The sequence below is a fragment of the Nonomuraea sp. AD125B genome, assembly GCF_041402765.1.
GTDB lineage: Bacteria > Actinomycetota > Actinomycetes > Streptosporangiales > Streptosporangiaceae > Nonomuraea > Nonomuraea bangladeshensis.
The window spans coordinates 300,587-314,217 of record NZ_JBGLOU010000012.1 but is presented as its reverse complement, the minus strand read 5'-3'; the positions used below and the strand labels follow the sequence as shown (position 1 = coordinate 314,217).

At 72.8% G+C, this 13,631-nt stretch carries 13 protein-coding genes; 6 read left to right on the top strand and 7 right to left on the bottom strand.

The genetic code is table 11. The features are described 5' to 3' along the window. Positions 1-150: 150 nt before the first annotated feature. Complete coding sequence (locus ACBR40_RS30680; protein ID WP_371251001.1) at positions 151-627, top strand: hypothetical protein; 477 nt, start codon at positions 151-153, stop codon at positions 625-627. Then, the gene (locus ACBR40_RS30675) at positions 624-1,541 is read left to right on the top strand and encodes a hypothetical protein (RefSeq protein ID WP_371251000.1); all 918 of its coding nucleotides are present in this window, start codon (positions 624-626) and stop codon (positions 1,539-1,541) included. Before ACBR40_RS30680 ends, ACBR40_RS30675 begins: the two co-directional genes overlap by 4 nt. Positions 1,542-1,590: 49 nt before the next feature. Here the strand turns inward: ACBR40_RS30675 and ACBR40_RS30670 are convergent, their stop codons facing one another. From ACBR40_RS30670 to ACBR40_RS30660, 3 genes are read right to left on the bottom strand one after another with little or no spacing between them, the layout of a single operon-like run. Beyond that, positions 1,591-2,259: a response regulator gene (locus tag ACBR40_RS30670; RefSeq protein ID WP_371250999.1), complete on the bottom strand. Its 669-nt coding sequence runs from the start codon at positions 2,257-2,259 to the stop codon at positions 1,591-1,593. Then, complete coding sequence (locus ACBR40_RS30665) at positions 2,256-3,425, bottom strand: sensor histidine kinase (RefSeq protein ID WP_371250998.1); 1,170 nt, start codon at positions 3,423-3,425, stop codon at positions 2,256-2,258. Before ACBR40_RS30665 ends, ACBR40_RS30670 begins: the two co-directional genes overlap by 4 nt. Positions 3,426-3,448: 23 nt before the next feature. Beyond that, a complete protein-coding gene (locus tag ACBR40_RS30660) occupies positions 3,449-4,048 on the bottom strand; it encodes a hypothetical protein (RefSeq protein WP_371250997.1) in 600 nt (199 codons plus the stop codon). A gap of 186 nt (positions 4,049-4,234) precedes the next feature. On the opposite strand from ACBR40_RS30660, the gene ACBR40_RS30655 reads away from it, so the two are divergent. Together ACBR40_RS30655 and ACBR40_RS30650 are read left to right on the top strand one after the other, a co-directional pair. Continuing rightward, complete coding sequence (locus ACBR40_RS30655) at positions 4,235-5,485, top strand: sensor histidine kinase (RefSeq protein WP_371250996.1); 1,251 nt, start codon at positions 4,235-4,237, stop codon at positions 5,483-5,485. Beyond that, on the top strand, positions 5,482-7,470 hold the full coding sequence (locus ACBR40_RS30650) for a sensor histidine kinase (protein WP_371250995.1): 1,989 nt from the start codon (positions 5,482-5,484) through the stop codon (positions 7,468-7,470). The genes ACBR40_RS30655 and ACBR40_RS30650 overlap by 4 nt, the downstream gene beginning before the upstream one ends. Here ACBR40_RS30650 and ACBR40_RS30645 read toward each other — a convergent pair. After that, positions 7,465-8,361, bottom strand: a complete 897-nt coding sequence (locus ACBR40_RS30645; RefSeq protein WP_344208747.1) for a sulfotransferase — start codon at positions 8,359-8,361, stop codon at positions 7,465-7,467. The two genes, ACBR40_RS30650 and ACBR40_RS30645, sit on opposite strands and share 6 nt — an antisense overlap. 210 nt (positions 8,362-8,571) lie before the next feature. On the opposite strand from ACBR40_RS30645, the gene ACBR40_RS30640 reads away from it, so the two are divergent. Beyond that, positions 8,572-9,432: a universal stress protein gene (locus ACBR40_RS30640; RefSeq protein ID WP_371250994.1), complete on the top strand. Its 861-nt coding sequence runs from the start codon at positions 8,572-8,574 to the stop codon at positions 9,430-9,432. A 162-nt stretch (positions 9,433-9,594) separates the two neighbouring features. Further along, on the top strand, positions 9,595-10,011 hold the full coding sequence (locus ACBR40_RS30635) for a DoxX family protein (protein ID WP_344208743.1): 417 nt from the start codon (positions 9,595-9,597) through the stop codon (positions 10,009-10,011). Here ACBR40_RS30635 and ACBR40_RS30630 read toward each other — a convergent pair. The 3 genes from ACBR40_RS30630 to ACBR40_RS30620 form a co-directional block, all read right to left on the bottom strand. Beyond that, a complete protein-coding gene (locus ACBR40_RS30630; protein ID WP_371250993.1) occupies positions 9,938-12,109 on the bottom strand; it encodes a hypothetical protein in 2,172 nt (723 codons plus the stop codon). The genes ACBR40_RS30635 and ACBR40_RS30630 overlap by 74 nt on opposite strands. After that, entirely contained in the window at positions 12,106-12,552 is a 447-nt protein-coding gene (locus ACBR40_RS30625; RefSeq protein ID WP_371250992.1) for a hypothetical protein, read from the bottom strand. Before ACBR40_RS30625 ends, ACBR40_RS30630 begins: the two co-directional genes overlap by 4 nt. 95 nt (positions 12,553-12,647) lie before the next feature. After that, positions 12,648-13,523, bottom strand: coding sequence for a LysR family transcriptional regulator (locus tag ACBR40_RS30620; RefSeq protein WP_371250991.1), 876 nt, complete (start codon positions 13,521-13,523; stop codon positions 12,648-12,650). Positions 13,524-13,631: the final 108 nt, after the last annotated feature.

Below are 13,631 nucleotides of genomic sequence, written 5' to 3'. Positions count from 1 at the left end.
GGTCAGCGATGGTCATGCTCGAAGAGCGGGTCATCGGCCCCCGCTTCGCCTGGCCCACGAGTCCCCGTACACGCCCCGGTGAGAGGACGGTGAGGCCCGACCAACACCGCACCGCAGGGCAGAACCACACCCGATGGGAGAACCAAGCACATGAGCATCTTGACGACGGACGGCACGCACCCCGCCGACGTCCTCGCCGCCGACCTGATCGACGATGACCTGTTCGACCGGCTCACGGCCCGCGTCGCACACCAGCACAACCAGCCGACCGAGTACGCCGGCCGCATCATCGAGCAGGCGCTCCTGTTCCTGTACGCCTGCGCCCGCAACCCCGGGGCCGGCCTCACCCCGTCGCCTGAGGTTGACCTCGGGTGGCACACGTTCATCCTCGACACACACAACTACGCCGACTGGTGCCAGCGCGTCGCCGGCCGATTCCTCCACCACAATCCGGAGGAGCCCGGCAACGACAAGGCGGCGTTCGTGGCAAGGCTGGGCGACAGCATCAACGCCATGCGCGACCTCGGCCTGACCGTGGACCCAGCGCTGTGGCTGACCGCAGGAGATTGCAGCCAGTGCTACCAGGGCTGCGCCGACGACCCGAGCCCCGAAGGGATTACCGCATGAGCGCCCGCGCGCCCCGTACGGCATGGGAGGAACTGCCCGACTCGGTCATCGACGCTGTCGAGGCGCAGTTCGGCAGGGTCCTCAAGGCCGAGACGATGTCCGGCGGCATCATGCCGGGCGTGGTCGCCCGCCTCGACATCGAGCGCGGCGACCGCGAGCAGGTGTTCGTCAAGGCCATCGACCGCACCCACGAGGCCGCGCGCTTGCACCTGCGGGAGCGGTGGGCAGGCGAGAACCTCCCCGAGGACACCCCCGCCCCGCGCATGCTCTGGGCCGACACCCTGGGCGGATGGCACGCGGCGGTGTGGGAGTACGTCGGCGACAACGCCCGCCATGCCGACCTGTCGCCCGCATCACCGGACCTGGCTCCGGTGCTCGACACGATGGCGCTGCTCGGCGCGATCCTCACGCCGTGCCCGAACGGTGCGATGCCGGTGTCCGACAATGTCAAAGCGCTGGTCGCCAAGGGGCGGGCTCTGCTCGACGGACCGATCGGTGAGCTACCCGATCGGGAGCTGTTCGAGGAGGCGTTCGAGGGCCTGGACCCGGCGCACCTGGGCGGTGACACGCTCCTGCACTATGACCTCAGCGCGAGCAACCTTCTCGTCGCCGGTCAGCGCGTCAAGGTCGTGGACTGGTCATTCGCAGCACGTGGCCCGGCCTGGTTGGACGCCGCCCTGTTCGCGCCCCGACTCGTCGAGGCCGGCCACGCGCCGGGCAAGGTCGATGCTCTGCTGACCACGCTCACGCCATGGAAGAGCGCGCCCCGGCCGGCCGTGGCCGGGATCGCCGCGGCGTGGACGTTGTTCCGCGAGTACAAGGCCCGTTACGGCCCGAAGGAGATCCGCGACGCTCGCGCCCGAGCGGCTGAGGCGGGCCGCGCCTGGCTGGCCCATCAGCGGGCAAGGGGCTGACTGGGCACCCGTCGGGCGCATGTGTGTGCTTCGAGGAGCGCGAAGGCCCTCAGTTCGGGTCGCCGGGGACGGTGAGGCCGGTTTCGTACGCGGCGATCACCGCCTGCACCCGGTCGCGCAGGCCGAGCTTGGTCAGGACGTTGCTGACGTGTGTCTTCACCGTGTGCTCGCTGACCACCATGGCCTGGGCGATCTCCGCGTTGGACAGGCCGCGCGCGATCAGCCGCAGCGTCTCCCGTTCGCGCGTGGTGAGCGCCGACAGCCGTTCGGGTGACGCCTGGCCGGTCGGGCGGGCGGCTCTGCCGGCGAACTCGGCGATCAGCTTCGTGGTGATCGCGGGGGCGAGCAGGGACTGACCGGCGGCGACCACCCGTACGGCGTGGACGAGGTCGTCGCGGCGGACGTCCTTCAGCAGGAAGCCGCTGGCGCCCGCGCGCAGCGCGTCGTAGACGTAGTCGTCGAGGTCGAACGTGGTCAGCATGATCACCCGGCAGGTGCCGTCCGCGCAGACCCGCCGGGCGGCCTCGATGCCGTCCATGACCGGCATCCGGATGTCGAGCAGCAGCACGTCCGGCCGGTGCTCGCGCACGGCCGCGACGGCCTGCGCGCCGTCGCCCGCCTCGGCGACGACCTCGATGTCCGGCTGGGCGTCGAGGATCATGCCGAATCCGGCGCGTACCAGCTCCTGGTCGTCGGCGACGACCACGCGCACGCTCACGCCGCCGCCTTGCCCGCGAGTGGCAGGCGGACGCGGACGCGGAAGCCGGCCCCGCCGGGGAGCGGGCCGGCCTGCGCGTCGCCGCCGCAGGCGGCCGCGCGCTCGCGGATGCCGATCAGGCCGTTGCCGCCGGAGGGGAACGCAGGTCCCCGGCCGCGGCCGTCGTCGGTGACGTCGATCATCAGTGCGTCGTCCCGCCAGGTGAGGGTGAGGCCGGCGCGGGTCGCGCCGGCGTGCTTGACGATGTTGGTGAGAGCTTCCTGCACGATCCGGTACGCCGCCACCTCGGCGTCCGGCGGCAGCCGCCTCGGCTCGCCGTCCGCGGTGTGGACGACCTCGATCCCGGCCGCCCTGACCTGCTCGGCGAGTGCGGGCAGCCCGTCGATCGTGGGCTGCGGCTCGCGCGGCCCCTCCTCCTCCTTCAGCACCTGGAGCAGGCGGCGGAGCTGGCCCATCGCGTCCCGTCCGGCGGCGGAGATGGCGTCGAAGGCGGCCACCGCGCGCGCCGGGTCGGCGGCGACCGCGACGGGGCCGGCCTCGGCCTGCACCACCATGAGGCTGACGGCGTGGGCGAGGATGTCGTGCATGTCGCGGGCGATCCTGGCCCGCTCGCGTTCGGCGGCCCGCTCGGCGGCGACCTGCCGCTCGCGGGCGAGCTGGGCGGCGCGTTCCTCCAGCGCCGCCGCGTGGGCGCGGGAGGCGGCCGCCGCCCGGCCGACGGCGTAGGCGGTGACGAACAGCACCACGCCCCGGATCGCGGTGTCGGACGAGCCGACGAGCAGCAGCCCGCCGCCGCACGAGAGGGCGAACAGCGTGATCCTGACCCGTCGGGTGCAGGTCGCGGCCACCGTGTAGAGGGCGACCATGGCGCCGTACCAGACGGGCTGGGCGGCCACGCCCGCCACGAGGTCGTAGCAGGCGATCGCCAGGAGCGCGGCCACCAGGGCGACTGCCGGGGCGCGCCGCCGCCAGATCAGCGGCAGCGAGGCGAGCGTGACGACGACGTACCCCCACCAGTGCCAGGGCCCGCCCGCGGGGTTGTCGCGGCTGATGAACGGCCAGAGCTGCGCGATCCAGATCAGCGCGGCCAGCGCGGCGTCCACCCAGATCGGGGGCAGCGTGTTCGCCCAGCGGCGGAGCGGGACGAGGAACCGTACGTCGGACACGGCATCCCATCCTGCCGCCCGCGTCATGCGTACACGGCGGCGGGCCGAGCAGGCGCGACGGCGGCGGAGGCGCGGGCCAACGGCACGAACGACACCAGCAGGCAGAGCGCGCCGAGCGGGATGAGGTCCTTGTCCACGAACGGCAGCGCGAGGTCGGCCAGCACCAGCACGGGCGTCCACAGCTTGACCCGGCGCTGCGCGGCGAGCTGCGTGACCAGGGCGAGCTGGCCGACGTAGAAGAGGCTCGGCAGGACGTCGTAGACCGCGAACGACACGCCGGGCACGGCCTGCACCCGATCGAACAGCACGCTCATGGCGGCGTGGTCGGCCGACATGAAGCCGACGACGAGGTCGATCCCGAACTGCCCGACCAGCGCGGCGACGCCGACGGTGCCGGCGGTCGCGGTGGCGGTCGCGAGCGCCCCGCCTCCCGCCATCCGCCGCAAACGCCAGTAGATCGGTACGAACAGCAGCAGGGCCGCGACGAAGGCGAGATGCCCGGTGGTCCAGGCGAGGCCGGGGCCCCGTTCGCCGTCGAGCCCGTCGAGGATGCGGATCACACCGTAGGCGAGGACGAGCAGGGGGGCGGCGATGAAGGCGGCACGGAGGTTCAGGAGCTTCATGTCGCTCATCGTGCTCGGCGGAGGGGGCCGGGGACATCGCCGGTGGGAGCGATCCTGCCGCTCACTCCTGAGGGCGAGTCGCCCGATTTTGGCGGGCCGCAACCGGTACGCAAGGCGTCGCCACAATCATGGGGCCATGCGTGCCGGAGACGCGGTGAATCGTGCGATTTATGATGTGCGCGACACATGACCATCAAGCTCATGCTGCTGAGAGTGGCGGGACCGCTGCTCGTGCGGGTGGCGGTTCTCTCCGGCATGCGGCGGAGCCGCCTCGCGCTCGTCCTGCTCAACCGCGCACTGGTCTACCTGACGCTCACCGCCGTGGTCGGCGCGGTCTACTTCGGCATCATCGCGCTCGGCCGGCCGCTCACCTCCTCGGCGGGGCTGGTGGCGGCGCTGGTCGCGGGCGCGCTGTTCCATCCGGTGCGGGTGGGGCTGCAGGGGGCGGCGGACCGGGTGTTCGGGATCGAGCGGGATCCGTACCGGGTGGCCGACCGGGTCAACCGGCGGGTGCAGGAGGCTCCGGGGCCGGCCGAGGCGCTGGCCTCCGCCGTCGCCGCGTCCCGCAGGGCGTTGCGCGCCCCCGGCGTCGCGGTCGAGGTGGTGCTGCCCGGCGGGCGCTCGCGCACGGTCGCCGACGGTGAGGTGGGCGCGAGCCCGACGGTGCTGCGGCTGGAGTGGCAGGGCACCTCGATGGGCTGGCTCCTGGTGGCCGGCGAGCCCGCCGACCCCGCCCTGCTGGACATGCTGGCCCGCCAGCTCGCCGAGGTCGCCCACGCCGTACGACTCAGCGCCGACCTGCGGCGCTCCCGCGAGCGCATGCTCCTCACCCGCGAGGAGGAGCGGCACAAGCTGCGCCGCGACCTCTACGCCGGCCTCGGCCCGACCCTCACCGAGCTGGCGCTGAGCGCGGACGAGGCGCGGATCAGCCTGGCCGGCGGACCCGAGGCGGTCGATCCGCTGCTGACCAGGATGCGCCGGCGCATGACCGAGGCCATCGTGGAGGTGCGCGAGCTGGTGTACGGCCTGCGCCCGCCCGCGCTCGACGGCACCGACCTCGGCGAGCTGGGCCTGGAGGGCGCGCTCCGCACGCTGGCCGACACCCCGGGGCCGCGCGTGGACGTCGCGGTGTCCGGCCCGCTCGGCGACCTGCCCGCCGCCGTGGAGGTGGCCGCGTACCGGATCGCGCACGAGGCGGTGGCCGGCGTGCGCAGGCACGCCCGCGCCACCACCGCGCTGATCCGGGTGGAGCGGCGGCCGGGCGGGCTCTGCCTGTCGGTGGCCGACGACGGCATCGGCCTGCCCGAGCAGCGCCGCGAGGGCGCCACCCGGCTGCGGCACCGCGCCGAGGAGCTGGGCGGCACGTACGAGCACGACACCCGCCCCGGCGGCGGCACCGAGGTCGTGGTGGAACTTCCGGTCAAGGAGCCCGCGTGACAACCGCCAGCGGAAGCACACCGGCCACGCGCCGGGCGCTGCTCGTCGTCGTATGGACCCTGGCGGCCGCCGCGCCCGTCGCCACGATCGTCACCAGCGTCCTCGGCGCGCAGCTCGCCGGCTGGAACGAGCTCGACGGCGGCCCCGACCCGGTCGGGCTGCTGTTCCCGGCGGCCGGGGCCTTCCTGGTCACGCACCGGCCGCGGCTGTTGTTCCCGTGGCTGCTCTGGGGCACGGGCGTGCTCTGGGCGGTCTACCTGCTGCTGTTCGCGCTGACCGCGTGGACCCACACGTACGCGCCCGGCCCGCTGACGCCGTACCTCGCCTGGCCGTCCCTCTGGCTGTGGCTCCTGGTGGTGCCGACGTTCTCCGGGATCATGCCGCTGCTCTTCCCCGACGGCCGGCTGCCCTCGAAGCGGTGGCGGCCGGTGCTCTACGGCCATCTCGTCCTCATGGTCGGTCACTCGCTGCTGCTCGGGCTGAGCCCCGACCCCGAGTTCGAGCTGGGGCTGCCCATCGAGAACCCGTTCGGGGTGCCGGCGCTCGGCCGGATCCCTGAGGTCGTCGAGGAGTGGATCGGGCTCCCCATGATCCTGCTCAGCCTGCTGAGCGTCGCCTCGCTGGGCTTCAGGTACCGGGCGGCCACGCCCGAGGTGCGCCGGCAGATCGCCTGGTACCTCTGGGCGATGGTGATCTTCATGGGCTACTGGGTGGGCAGCCAGGGGTCGGAGGATCCCGTCGTGATCGGCCTGCGCATCTTCCTGACGGCCGGCATCCCCATCGCCGTGGTGGCCTCGGCGCTGCGCCACCAGCTCTACGGCATCCGCCTCATCCTCGACCGCACCCTCGTGTACGGCACGCTCGCCGTCGTCGCCGGCCTCACGTACTCGGGGCTCATCTGGGCGGCCAACAGCGTCGCCGGCGACTACGGGACGGTCGCCGGGCTGGCCGCCGCCCTCGCCACGGCCGCGGTCTTCCACCCCGTACGGCTGCGCCTGCAACGCTCGGTGGACCGGCTCTTCAACGTCGAACGCGATCCGTACCGGGCGGCCGACCTGCTCAGCCGCGCCGTGCAGCGGGCCGGCGACCCGGCCGCCGCGCTGGCCGAGGCGCTGTCGATCGTGCGCACCACGCTGGGCGCGCGGGGCGCGGGCGTACGGGTGGCGGGGGAGCCGGCGGTGTCGTTCGCGGACGGCGAGCTGGGGGCCCGGCCGCGCGAGATCGAGCTGGTCTGGCAGGGCGAGCACGCCGGCCGCCTGCTGCTCGCCGGCGGCCGGCAGAGCCGGCAGCAGCTCCGCGTCATGGCCAAGCACCTGGCCGAGCTGGCCCACGCGGTACGCCTCAGCACCGACCTGCACGACTCGCGCGAGCGCATCACCGCCACCCGCGACGAGGAGCGCCGCCGCCTCGGCCGCGAGCTGCACGACGGCCTCGGCCCCAGCCTGACCAGCGTCACCATGACCCTGGACGAGGCCCGCCGCCGCCTCGAACGCGATCCTGACTCGGTGGAGGAGCTGCTGGTCCGGTTCAGGGAGGAGATGACGGCCACGCTGGGCTCGGTCCGCGAGCTGGTGGACGGCCTGCGCCCGCCCGCGCTGGAGGAGCTGGGCCTGCCCGGGGCGCTGCGCAAGTTCGCCCGCGCCACCCCGGGCCCCCGGGTGCGGATCCGCATGCCGGGGGAGCCCCTGGGCGAGCTGCCCGCCGGGGTCGAGACGGCCGCGTACCGCATCGTCCAGGAGGCGCTCACCAACGCCCGCAGGCACGCCCGCGCGAGCCGGATCGTGGTCACGCTGGACCGTGGCGACGGCGTGCTGCTGGTGACGGTCGCCGACGACGGCGTGGGGCTGCCCGAGGAGCCGTCGCCGGGGGTCGGGCTGACCTCGATGCGCGAGCGGGCCGCCGAGATCGGCGGCACCTGCGTCATCACCTCGGGTCCGCAGGGCGGCACCACCGTCACGGCGACCCTGCCGCTCACGCTGTCATGAGTAGCCCCATGCGGCGGCGTACTCGGCGAGCCTGGGGGACAGGCCGTCCGCTCCGGTGAAGGTGCGGGCGGCCTGGACGCGGCCCGACTTGATGTTGTCGCTGCGGTCGCCCAGGTTCGGCACGAACTGCTCCTGGTTGCGCTCGCCGTACGCCAGCATGGCGGGCTCCCACTCCACGCCCAGGTACGCGCAGACCTCCCGGGTGACCCGTTCCGGCTGCGCGGTCAGGTCCTCGTAGCGCACGGTCAGGCCGCCGAGGGTGCGGCGGGCCTGCTCCAGGGGCTTGAAGTACTTGCACGCGGTGGCTTCCAGCGCCTCCCTGGAGGCGGTGTTCTCCTTGCGGTTCTCCAGCGACGAGACCACGCCCATCGGGTGGCGCAGCAGGAACAGGAATTTGGCGTGCGGCCAGGCGTACTTCAGCCGCTCCCAGACGAAGACGTTGCCCGGCGTCTTGTCGACCACGACGTCCTTGCCGCTGCGCAGCAGCTCCAGGTGCAGGATGCGGTCCCAGATCACGTGCTCCAGCTCCACCTGGTCGAGCCCGAGCTCCAGCATGGCGGCCTCGGAGAAGCCGGGGGTGAGCCGTACGCCGACGGTGCGCAGGTGCAGCTCGTGCGGGGCGCGGACGCGGGAGTGGGCGTTCAGCAGCATGCGCAGCAGCGTGGAACCGGAGCGCACCGGGGCGATGAGGAAGACGGGCGAGCGCACCAGGCGCGGCATGGTCGGAACGGCGTAGTCGACGACCTGCGTCCGCTTCGGCGGGCGCCGGACCTGCGGTCCCGTGGCGCCCGGCGCGGTGCCGGTGAGCGGGCCGGTGAGCTGCCGTGGGGGGCGTAGCGCCTCGCGCAGGAGCCGTGCCCGTCGTTTGAAACCTTTGTTGACTACTCCCATGCGCGCTGTGCTCAGCCCTTCACCCCCGTGTCCCCTTCCGACAAAAGCCGTGGCAGGAGCCACAACGGCATCTTGCCCCACTTCCGGATAAACCTCGCATAAAACCGAACTGGCGCGCGGACCAAGGGCGGCCACGGAATGGGCAAGCTTTCGAGAGGCGGTCCCCGTGTCCTCGCGCCACCCCGCCACCGTCCGCGCAGAGTGGGGACCGTGGAACAGTCATTGGGCGTGCTCGTCGGCTACGACGGCTCCGACCACTCCATGCAGGCCCTGGACTGGGCGATGGACGAGGCCGAGCTGCGCAGGCTTTCCCTGACCGTCTGCCACGCCTGGCAGTGGCCGTACGGCGAGGGCGACCCGGGGGGCCGCGACTCGCTCCGCCGCGCCGCCGAGCACGTGCTGTGGCACGGCGCCGACTGCGCGCGGACCGGCGCAGGCGGGCTCGACGTGCGGGGCGACCTGTACGAGGGCTCGCCCACCGAGCGCCTGGAGGAGCTGTCGGGGCAGGCCGAGCTGATCGTGCTCGGCTCGCGCGGGCTGCGCGGGATGGCGCGGGCGGTCATCGGCTCCGTGGCGAGCCACGCGGCGGCCCACGCCCGCTGCCCGGTCATCGTCGTACGCGGCAGGGGCGCGTTGCCGCGCACCCCGGACCCCGGCCCGATCGTGGCCGGTGTGGCCGACGACGGCAAGGCCGACGCCGTGCTCGGCTTCGCCTGCGAGGAGGCGGCCATGCGACGCCTGCCGCTGCTCGTCGTGCACGCCTGGCACCAGCCGCCGGTGGCGTGGGCGGGGATGACGTACCCGGCGCTCGACCCGATGGCCCTCCAGGAGGCCTCGGAGGACTGGCTCGCCGCCACGGTCGCGCCCTGGCGGAGCCGGCATCCCGGCCTCGCCGTCGAGCTCCGCGTCGCGAACGCGCGGGCGGCCGAGACGGTCGCGGCCGTCGCCGAGGCGACCCTGGTGGTGGTCGGGAGCCCGCACGGGCGGTTCGGCTCCGTGGCCTCGGGCCTGCTGCGGCAGGCGCCCTGCCCGGTGGCGATCGTACGGGCCCGTCCCACGGCAGACGGTTGAAATTTTCACCATCTCGAAATGTTTATCGGAATGGCGTCGAACCAAGTGAACGCCCTCTTTCTGCTTTTCCCGGCCGATCTACCTGACTGACCAGAGTTGACGTGGTGAAGCCACATTCTTGACTCTGCTGGAAGCGCTCCCATTTCGTGAAAGGACGCCTTCATGGAATCCCTGTTCAAGCAGCATCAGGACCTTTTCCTGGCCCTCTATCGGATCGTGCTGGGGCTGCTGTTCGCCTGCCACGGCGCGGCCACCCTCTTCGGCGTCCTCGGCGGCCCGCAGGGCGGCCCGGCGCCGGCCTTCGCGGAATGGCCGGGCTGGTGGGCCGCCGCCATCGAGCTCGTCGCCGGCACCATGGTCCTGCTCGGCGTGGCCACGCGGGCCGCCGCCGTCATCTGCTCGGGCACCATGGCGTACGCCTACTTCGTCGTGCACCAGCCGCAGGCGTTGTTCCCCATCGAGAACGGCGGCGAGAAAGCCGCCCTTTTCTGCTGGGGTTTCCTGCTCATCGCCGTCCTCGGCCCGGGCCGCTGGGCGCTGTCCACACTGCGGACCCCCGAGGAATCGCTCGCGCGCTGAGGTTCAGCGGCGTGGTCACGACCAGGTCCCAGTCGTCCGCGTCCCCGAAGTCCAGCCAGGCGAGCACCGGCCTGCCGCGGCCGTCCACCGCCATGGCCAGGCCCAGGCCGCCACCGCGCGTGATCGCCGTGACCGGAGTCCGTGTGCAACGCGTTTCCGCGCAGGCGGCGATGACGATCCGGTCGCGGTCCAGGTCGCGGAAGGCCACCAGAGCCCGCCCCGCCCGATCCAGTGCCATCGCCGGCCCCGCGTGCCGGTCACCGGGCGCGGTCAGCGCCGCCGAAGCAGCCCGCGAGCACGCCCGGTCGCGGCAGTCGAGCAGCTTGATCGTGCCGTCGGCCATGTCCTGGTAGGCGATCAGCGGACGGCCGTCGGCCCGGACGACCATGACGGCGTGGGGCCGGTCGCGACCGCCGAACAAGTAAGCGGACGCGTCACCTTCGACAGGCTGCTCCACCCGCGCCCGGGCGCAGGCGAGGTCGTCGCAGGAGACCACGTGAACGGCGCCGCTGTCCTGATCGAGGTGGAGCATGACGGGGCGGTCGTCCGGGTCCACGTCGGCGACGAGGGCGCGCGGGCCGTTCGCGGGGACCTTGGCGACCTCCTTCACGCGCGGGTGGGCACAGGCCGGGTCGTCGCAGATGGTGAGCGAGAGCGCTTCCTCGTCGGCGTCACTGTCTTCCGGGATCCCGTGGAGCTGTGCGACCACCAGGCCGCCGCCCGGCCGAGCAGCCAGGGCGACCACCCTTTTCCGGTCGCGCCAGGTCATCTCAGCGAGAGGTTTGCCGCCGGGGGCCGGCACACAGTTCGCCGCGTCGCAGATCCGCAGCCTGAGCCGGGCGCGCCAGTTCTCGTCGTACACCCAGGGGTAGCGCCCCTCCACCGCCCACGTCGCCACGGCGAGGCGGCCGTCCGCCAGCCGGGCGCTGACCGCTGTCGGCTCACCGCCGACGGCGACCGGCTCGGCCCAGGTGAGCCGAGGGCGGGCGCACCCGCTGTCCGCGCAGGTCAGCAGCTTCGCCTCACGAGAGCCGTCCATGAGCATGACCATGCGTCCGTCCTGGCCCAGGTAGAGGGCCTGCGGTTCCGAGAGGTCGACGTTCTTCGTGACGGCCGTCTCGGAGACCTCCAGCCAGCCGAGCGGGTTGACCAGCGCCGCGGCGCCGTACAGCAGGGTCGGCAGGAGGAGCGCCGCGAGCACCGGCACGGGCCTGACCGGGCGCGGCGTGCCCGCCGGCAGACCGCCGACGACCTCCTTGAACTCGATGGTCATCCCCGCGACGGCGAGGCGGTGCAGGAACAGGCGCGCGATCACGGTCGCCTGGAACGGCACCGCGACCAGCGCCAGAGCCCAGCCCAGCCCGATCCGCAGGATGGGTGTTCCTGACGTCGCCACGTTCACCGCCTGCTGGGCCAGCGCGGGAAAGATCACGACGCCGAACGCCAGCGTGAGCGCGGTCGCCCAAGGGGCGTCGGACGTCAGCCGGTAGGCCAGGGCGAGCGCGCTCCTCGCGGACCGTTCCTTCAGGACCACGCCCGGCACGGCCAGCAGGCACGGCAGCGAGAACAGGAGCAGGAACACCATCACGCCGTAAGCCGTGACCTGCGCCCCGTTCCACAGGAGGAGGCCCAGGCCGGCCGCTGTGTCCGCCGCGAGCACGACCGCGCCGACCAGGACCAATGCCAGCATCGCGGGCCAGCGCCGGAGCGCCGCCCGCATCGCGGCGGAGACGGGGACGTACTCGCCGGCCAGCCGTCCGGCGGCGAGGACCACCGTCGCGGGCAGCACCACCATCTGTGCGGCCACCGTGGCGGCCGACACCACCGCCGACCACACCAGCACCGGTGCGCCAGGCGAGCCGACGAGCTCGAAGGCGCCGTTGACCACCGCCGCCGAACCGTCCACGTCCACGATCACGACCAGCGCCGACACGGCGATCAGACCGAGCGGCAGGAACACCAGCAGGCCGGGCACCACCAGCCCGATCAGGTGCCGCGCCGCGCCGGGGTAGGCGTGCCGGAGCACGTCGTGACGCCGCATCCGGCCCCAGACGTCGCCGGGGCGCTCGGGCCGGACGGCCGGCCCCTCGGCGCTCATGACGTCTGCCGCCCACGCAGGTGAAACCAGTTCTGGGCCGGCTCCGTGAGAAGTTGCGTCGCCCCCACGCCCGCGACCAGAAGACCCAGAGCGCCCCAGAAGGACGCGCCGTCGTCGACCATGGCGGTCAGGTTGCGGAGCGCGACCAGCGCCTGGAGCCAGATCGCGGACAGCCGCACCCAGTTGCGCCGGCTCCCGGTCAGGAGGGCCAGCGCGGACACCCCGAGAACCGCCGCCGTCTGCACGACCATCAGGATGAGGGCGAGGCCGGTGAACTCGCCGGACATCCACCGGAAGTACTGGATCAGCATCAGCAACGGCACGACGAGGATCAGCGCCTGCGCCAAGAGGCAGGCCTGCGCCAGCTTGACCGGTCTCGGCTCGGTGAACAGTCGATCAGGCCCGGACATGGCGGCCTCCAGCAGGACGGGGGGTGTGGCCATGAGCGTAGATACGCGCCCTGCCGTCAACGCGCCGAAGACCCCATCGGCATCACATCGAACCTGTGGCTGGAGGCGTCCCGTACGGTAAGGCCGGCTCAGAACGCCAGCCTGTCCAGCAGCGTCTGCAGGCGGGCGCTTTCGCGTTCGGGGCGGACCAGGGTGAAGATGCTGCGGCTGATGTTCAGCCAGGGCAGGTCGACCACGACGACGTCCGGGCTGTGGTCGCGGAGCGCGAGGTCCGGGATGAGGGCCGCGCCGAGGCCCGCGCCGATCAGCGAGAGGGTGACCTTGAAGTCGTCGGAGTGGCAGACCACGCGCGGATGCAGCTTCCAGTGGCCGAGCATGGCCTCGAAGAGCGTGGCGTCGCTGCTGCCCGGATGGTGCATGATCCACGGCAGGTCCACGAGCTGCTCGGCCCGGTGCGGTGACAGGTCGGGCCAGGTCCGTGGCAGGACGAGCCGGTAGCGGTCCTCGGCGACCCACCGCCTCGACAGCGTGGACGGCCACGACAGGCCCGAGTTGCCCACCTGGTAGACGATCGCCGCGTCCATCTCGCCGCCCGCGCCCAGCCGCGCGATGAGCTGCGAGGGCTCGGCCACCGACAGCCGGATGCCGGAGCGCTCCTCCGGCTCCAGGTCCCGCAGCACGCTCGACAGCAGGTCGCAGATGCTGGGGAAGACGCCCAGGCGGACCTGCGGCTCGCTGTTCCTGTGCACCTCCCTGACCGTCGCCACCATGCGCTCGATGTCGGCGAGCAGGGTCTCGGACTGCCTGGCCAGCACCTCGGCGGCGCTGGTCGGCAGCACGCTGTGGGCGAAGCGCTCGAACAGCCGCACCCCGGTCTCCCGCTCCAGCGAGGCCATCTGCTGGGAGACGGCGGAGGAGGTGTAGCCGAGCCGGTTGGCCGCCGCGGCGAAGGATCCCAGCCGCACGACCTCACGCAGCGTGCGGAGATGTTCTGGCTTCAGCATAAGCGTTCCTTGCTCTGAGCCGCGCTAAATGTCCTGGTTATAGCGCTTCCGACCTTGTTTTCGCCACCCCTACAGTCAGTCGGACCACTCCTCGAAACCCCTGGAAGA

Excerpts from the sequence above, each read along its gene's own strand:
- ACBR40_RS30680 (WP_371251001.1), top strand. The coding sequence starts at position 151 with ATGAGCATCTTGACGACGGACGGCACGCACCCCGCCGACGTCCTCGCC.
- ACBR40_RS30655 (WP_371250996.1), top strand. The coding sequence starts at position 4,235 with ATGACCATCAAGCTCATGCTGCTGAGAGTGGCGGGACCGCTGCTCGTG.
- ACBR40_RS30625 (WP_371250992.1), bottom strand. The coding sequence starts at position 12,552 with ATGGCCACACCCCCCGTCCTGCTGGAGGCCGCCATGTCCGGGCCTGAT.
- ACBR40_RS30660 (WP_371250997.1), bottom strand. The coding sequence starts at position 4,048 with ATGAAGCTCCTGAACCTCCGTGCCGCCTTCATCGCCGCCCCCCTGCTC.
- ACBR40_RS30630 (WP_371250993.1), bottom strand. The coding sequence starts at position 12,109 with ATGAGCGCCGAGGGGCCGGCCGTCCGGCCCGAGCGCCCCGGCGACGTC.
- ACBR40_RS30645 (WP_344208747.1), bottom strand. The coding sequence starts at position 8,361 with ATGGGAGTAGTCAACAAAGGTTTCAAACGACGGGCACGGCTCCTGCGC.
- ACBR40_RS30635 (WP_344208743.1), top strand. The coding sequence starts at position 9,595 with ATGGAATCCCTGTTCAAGCAGCATCAGGACCTTTTCCTGGCCCTCTAT.
- ACBR40_RS30620 (WP_371250991.1), bottom strand. The coding sequence starts at position 13,523 with ATGCTGAAGCCAGAACATCTCCGCACGCTGCGTGAGGTCGTGCGGCTG.
- ACBR40_RS30675 (WP_371251000.1), top strand. The coding sequence starts at position 624 with ATGAGCGCCCGCGCGCCCCGTACGGCATGGGAGGAACTGCCCGACTCG.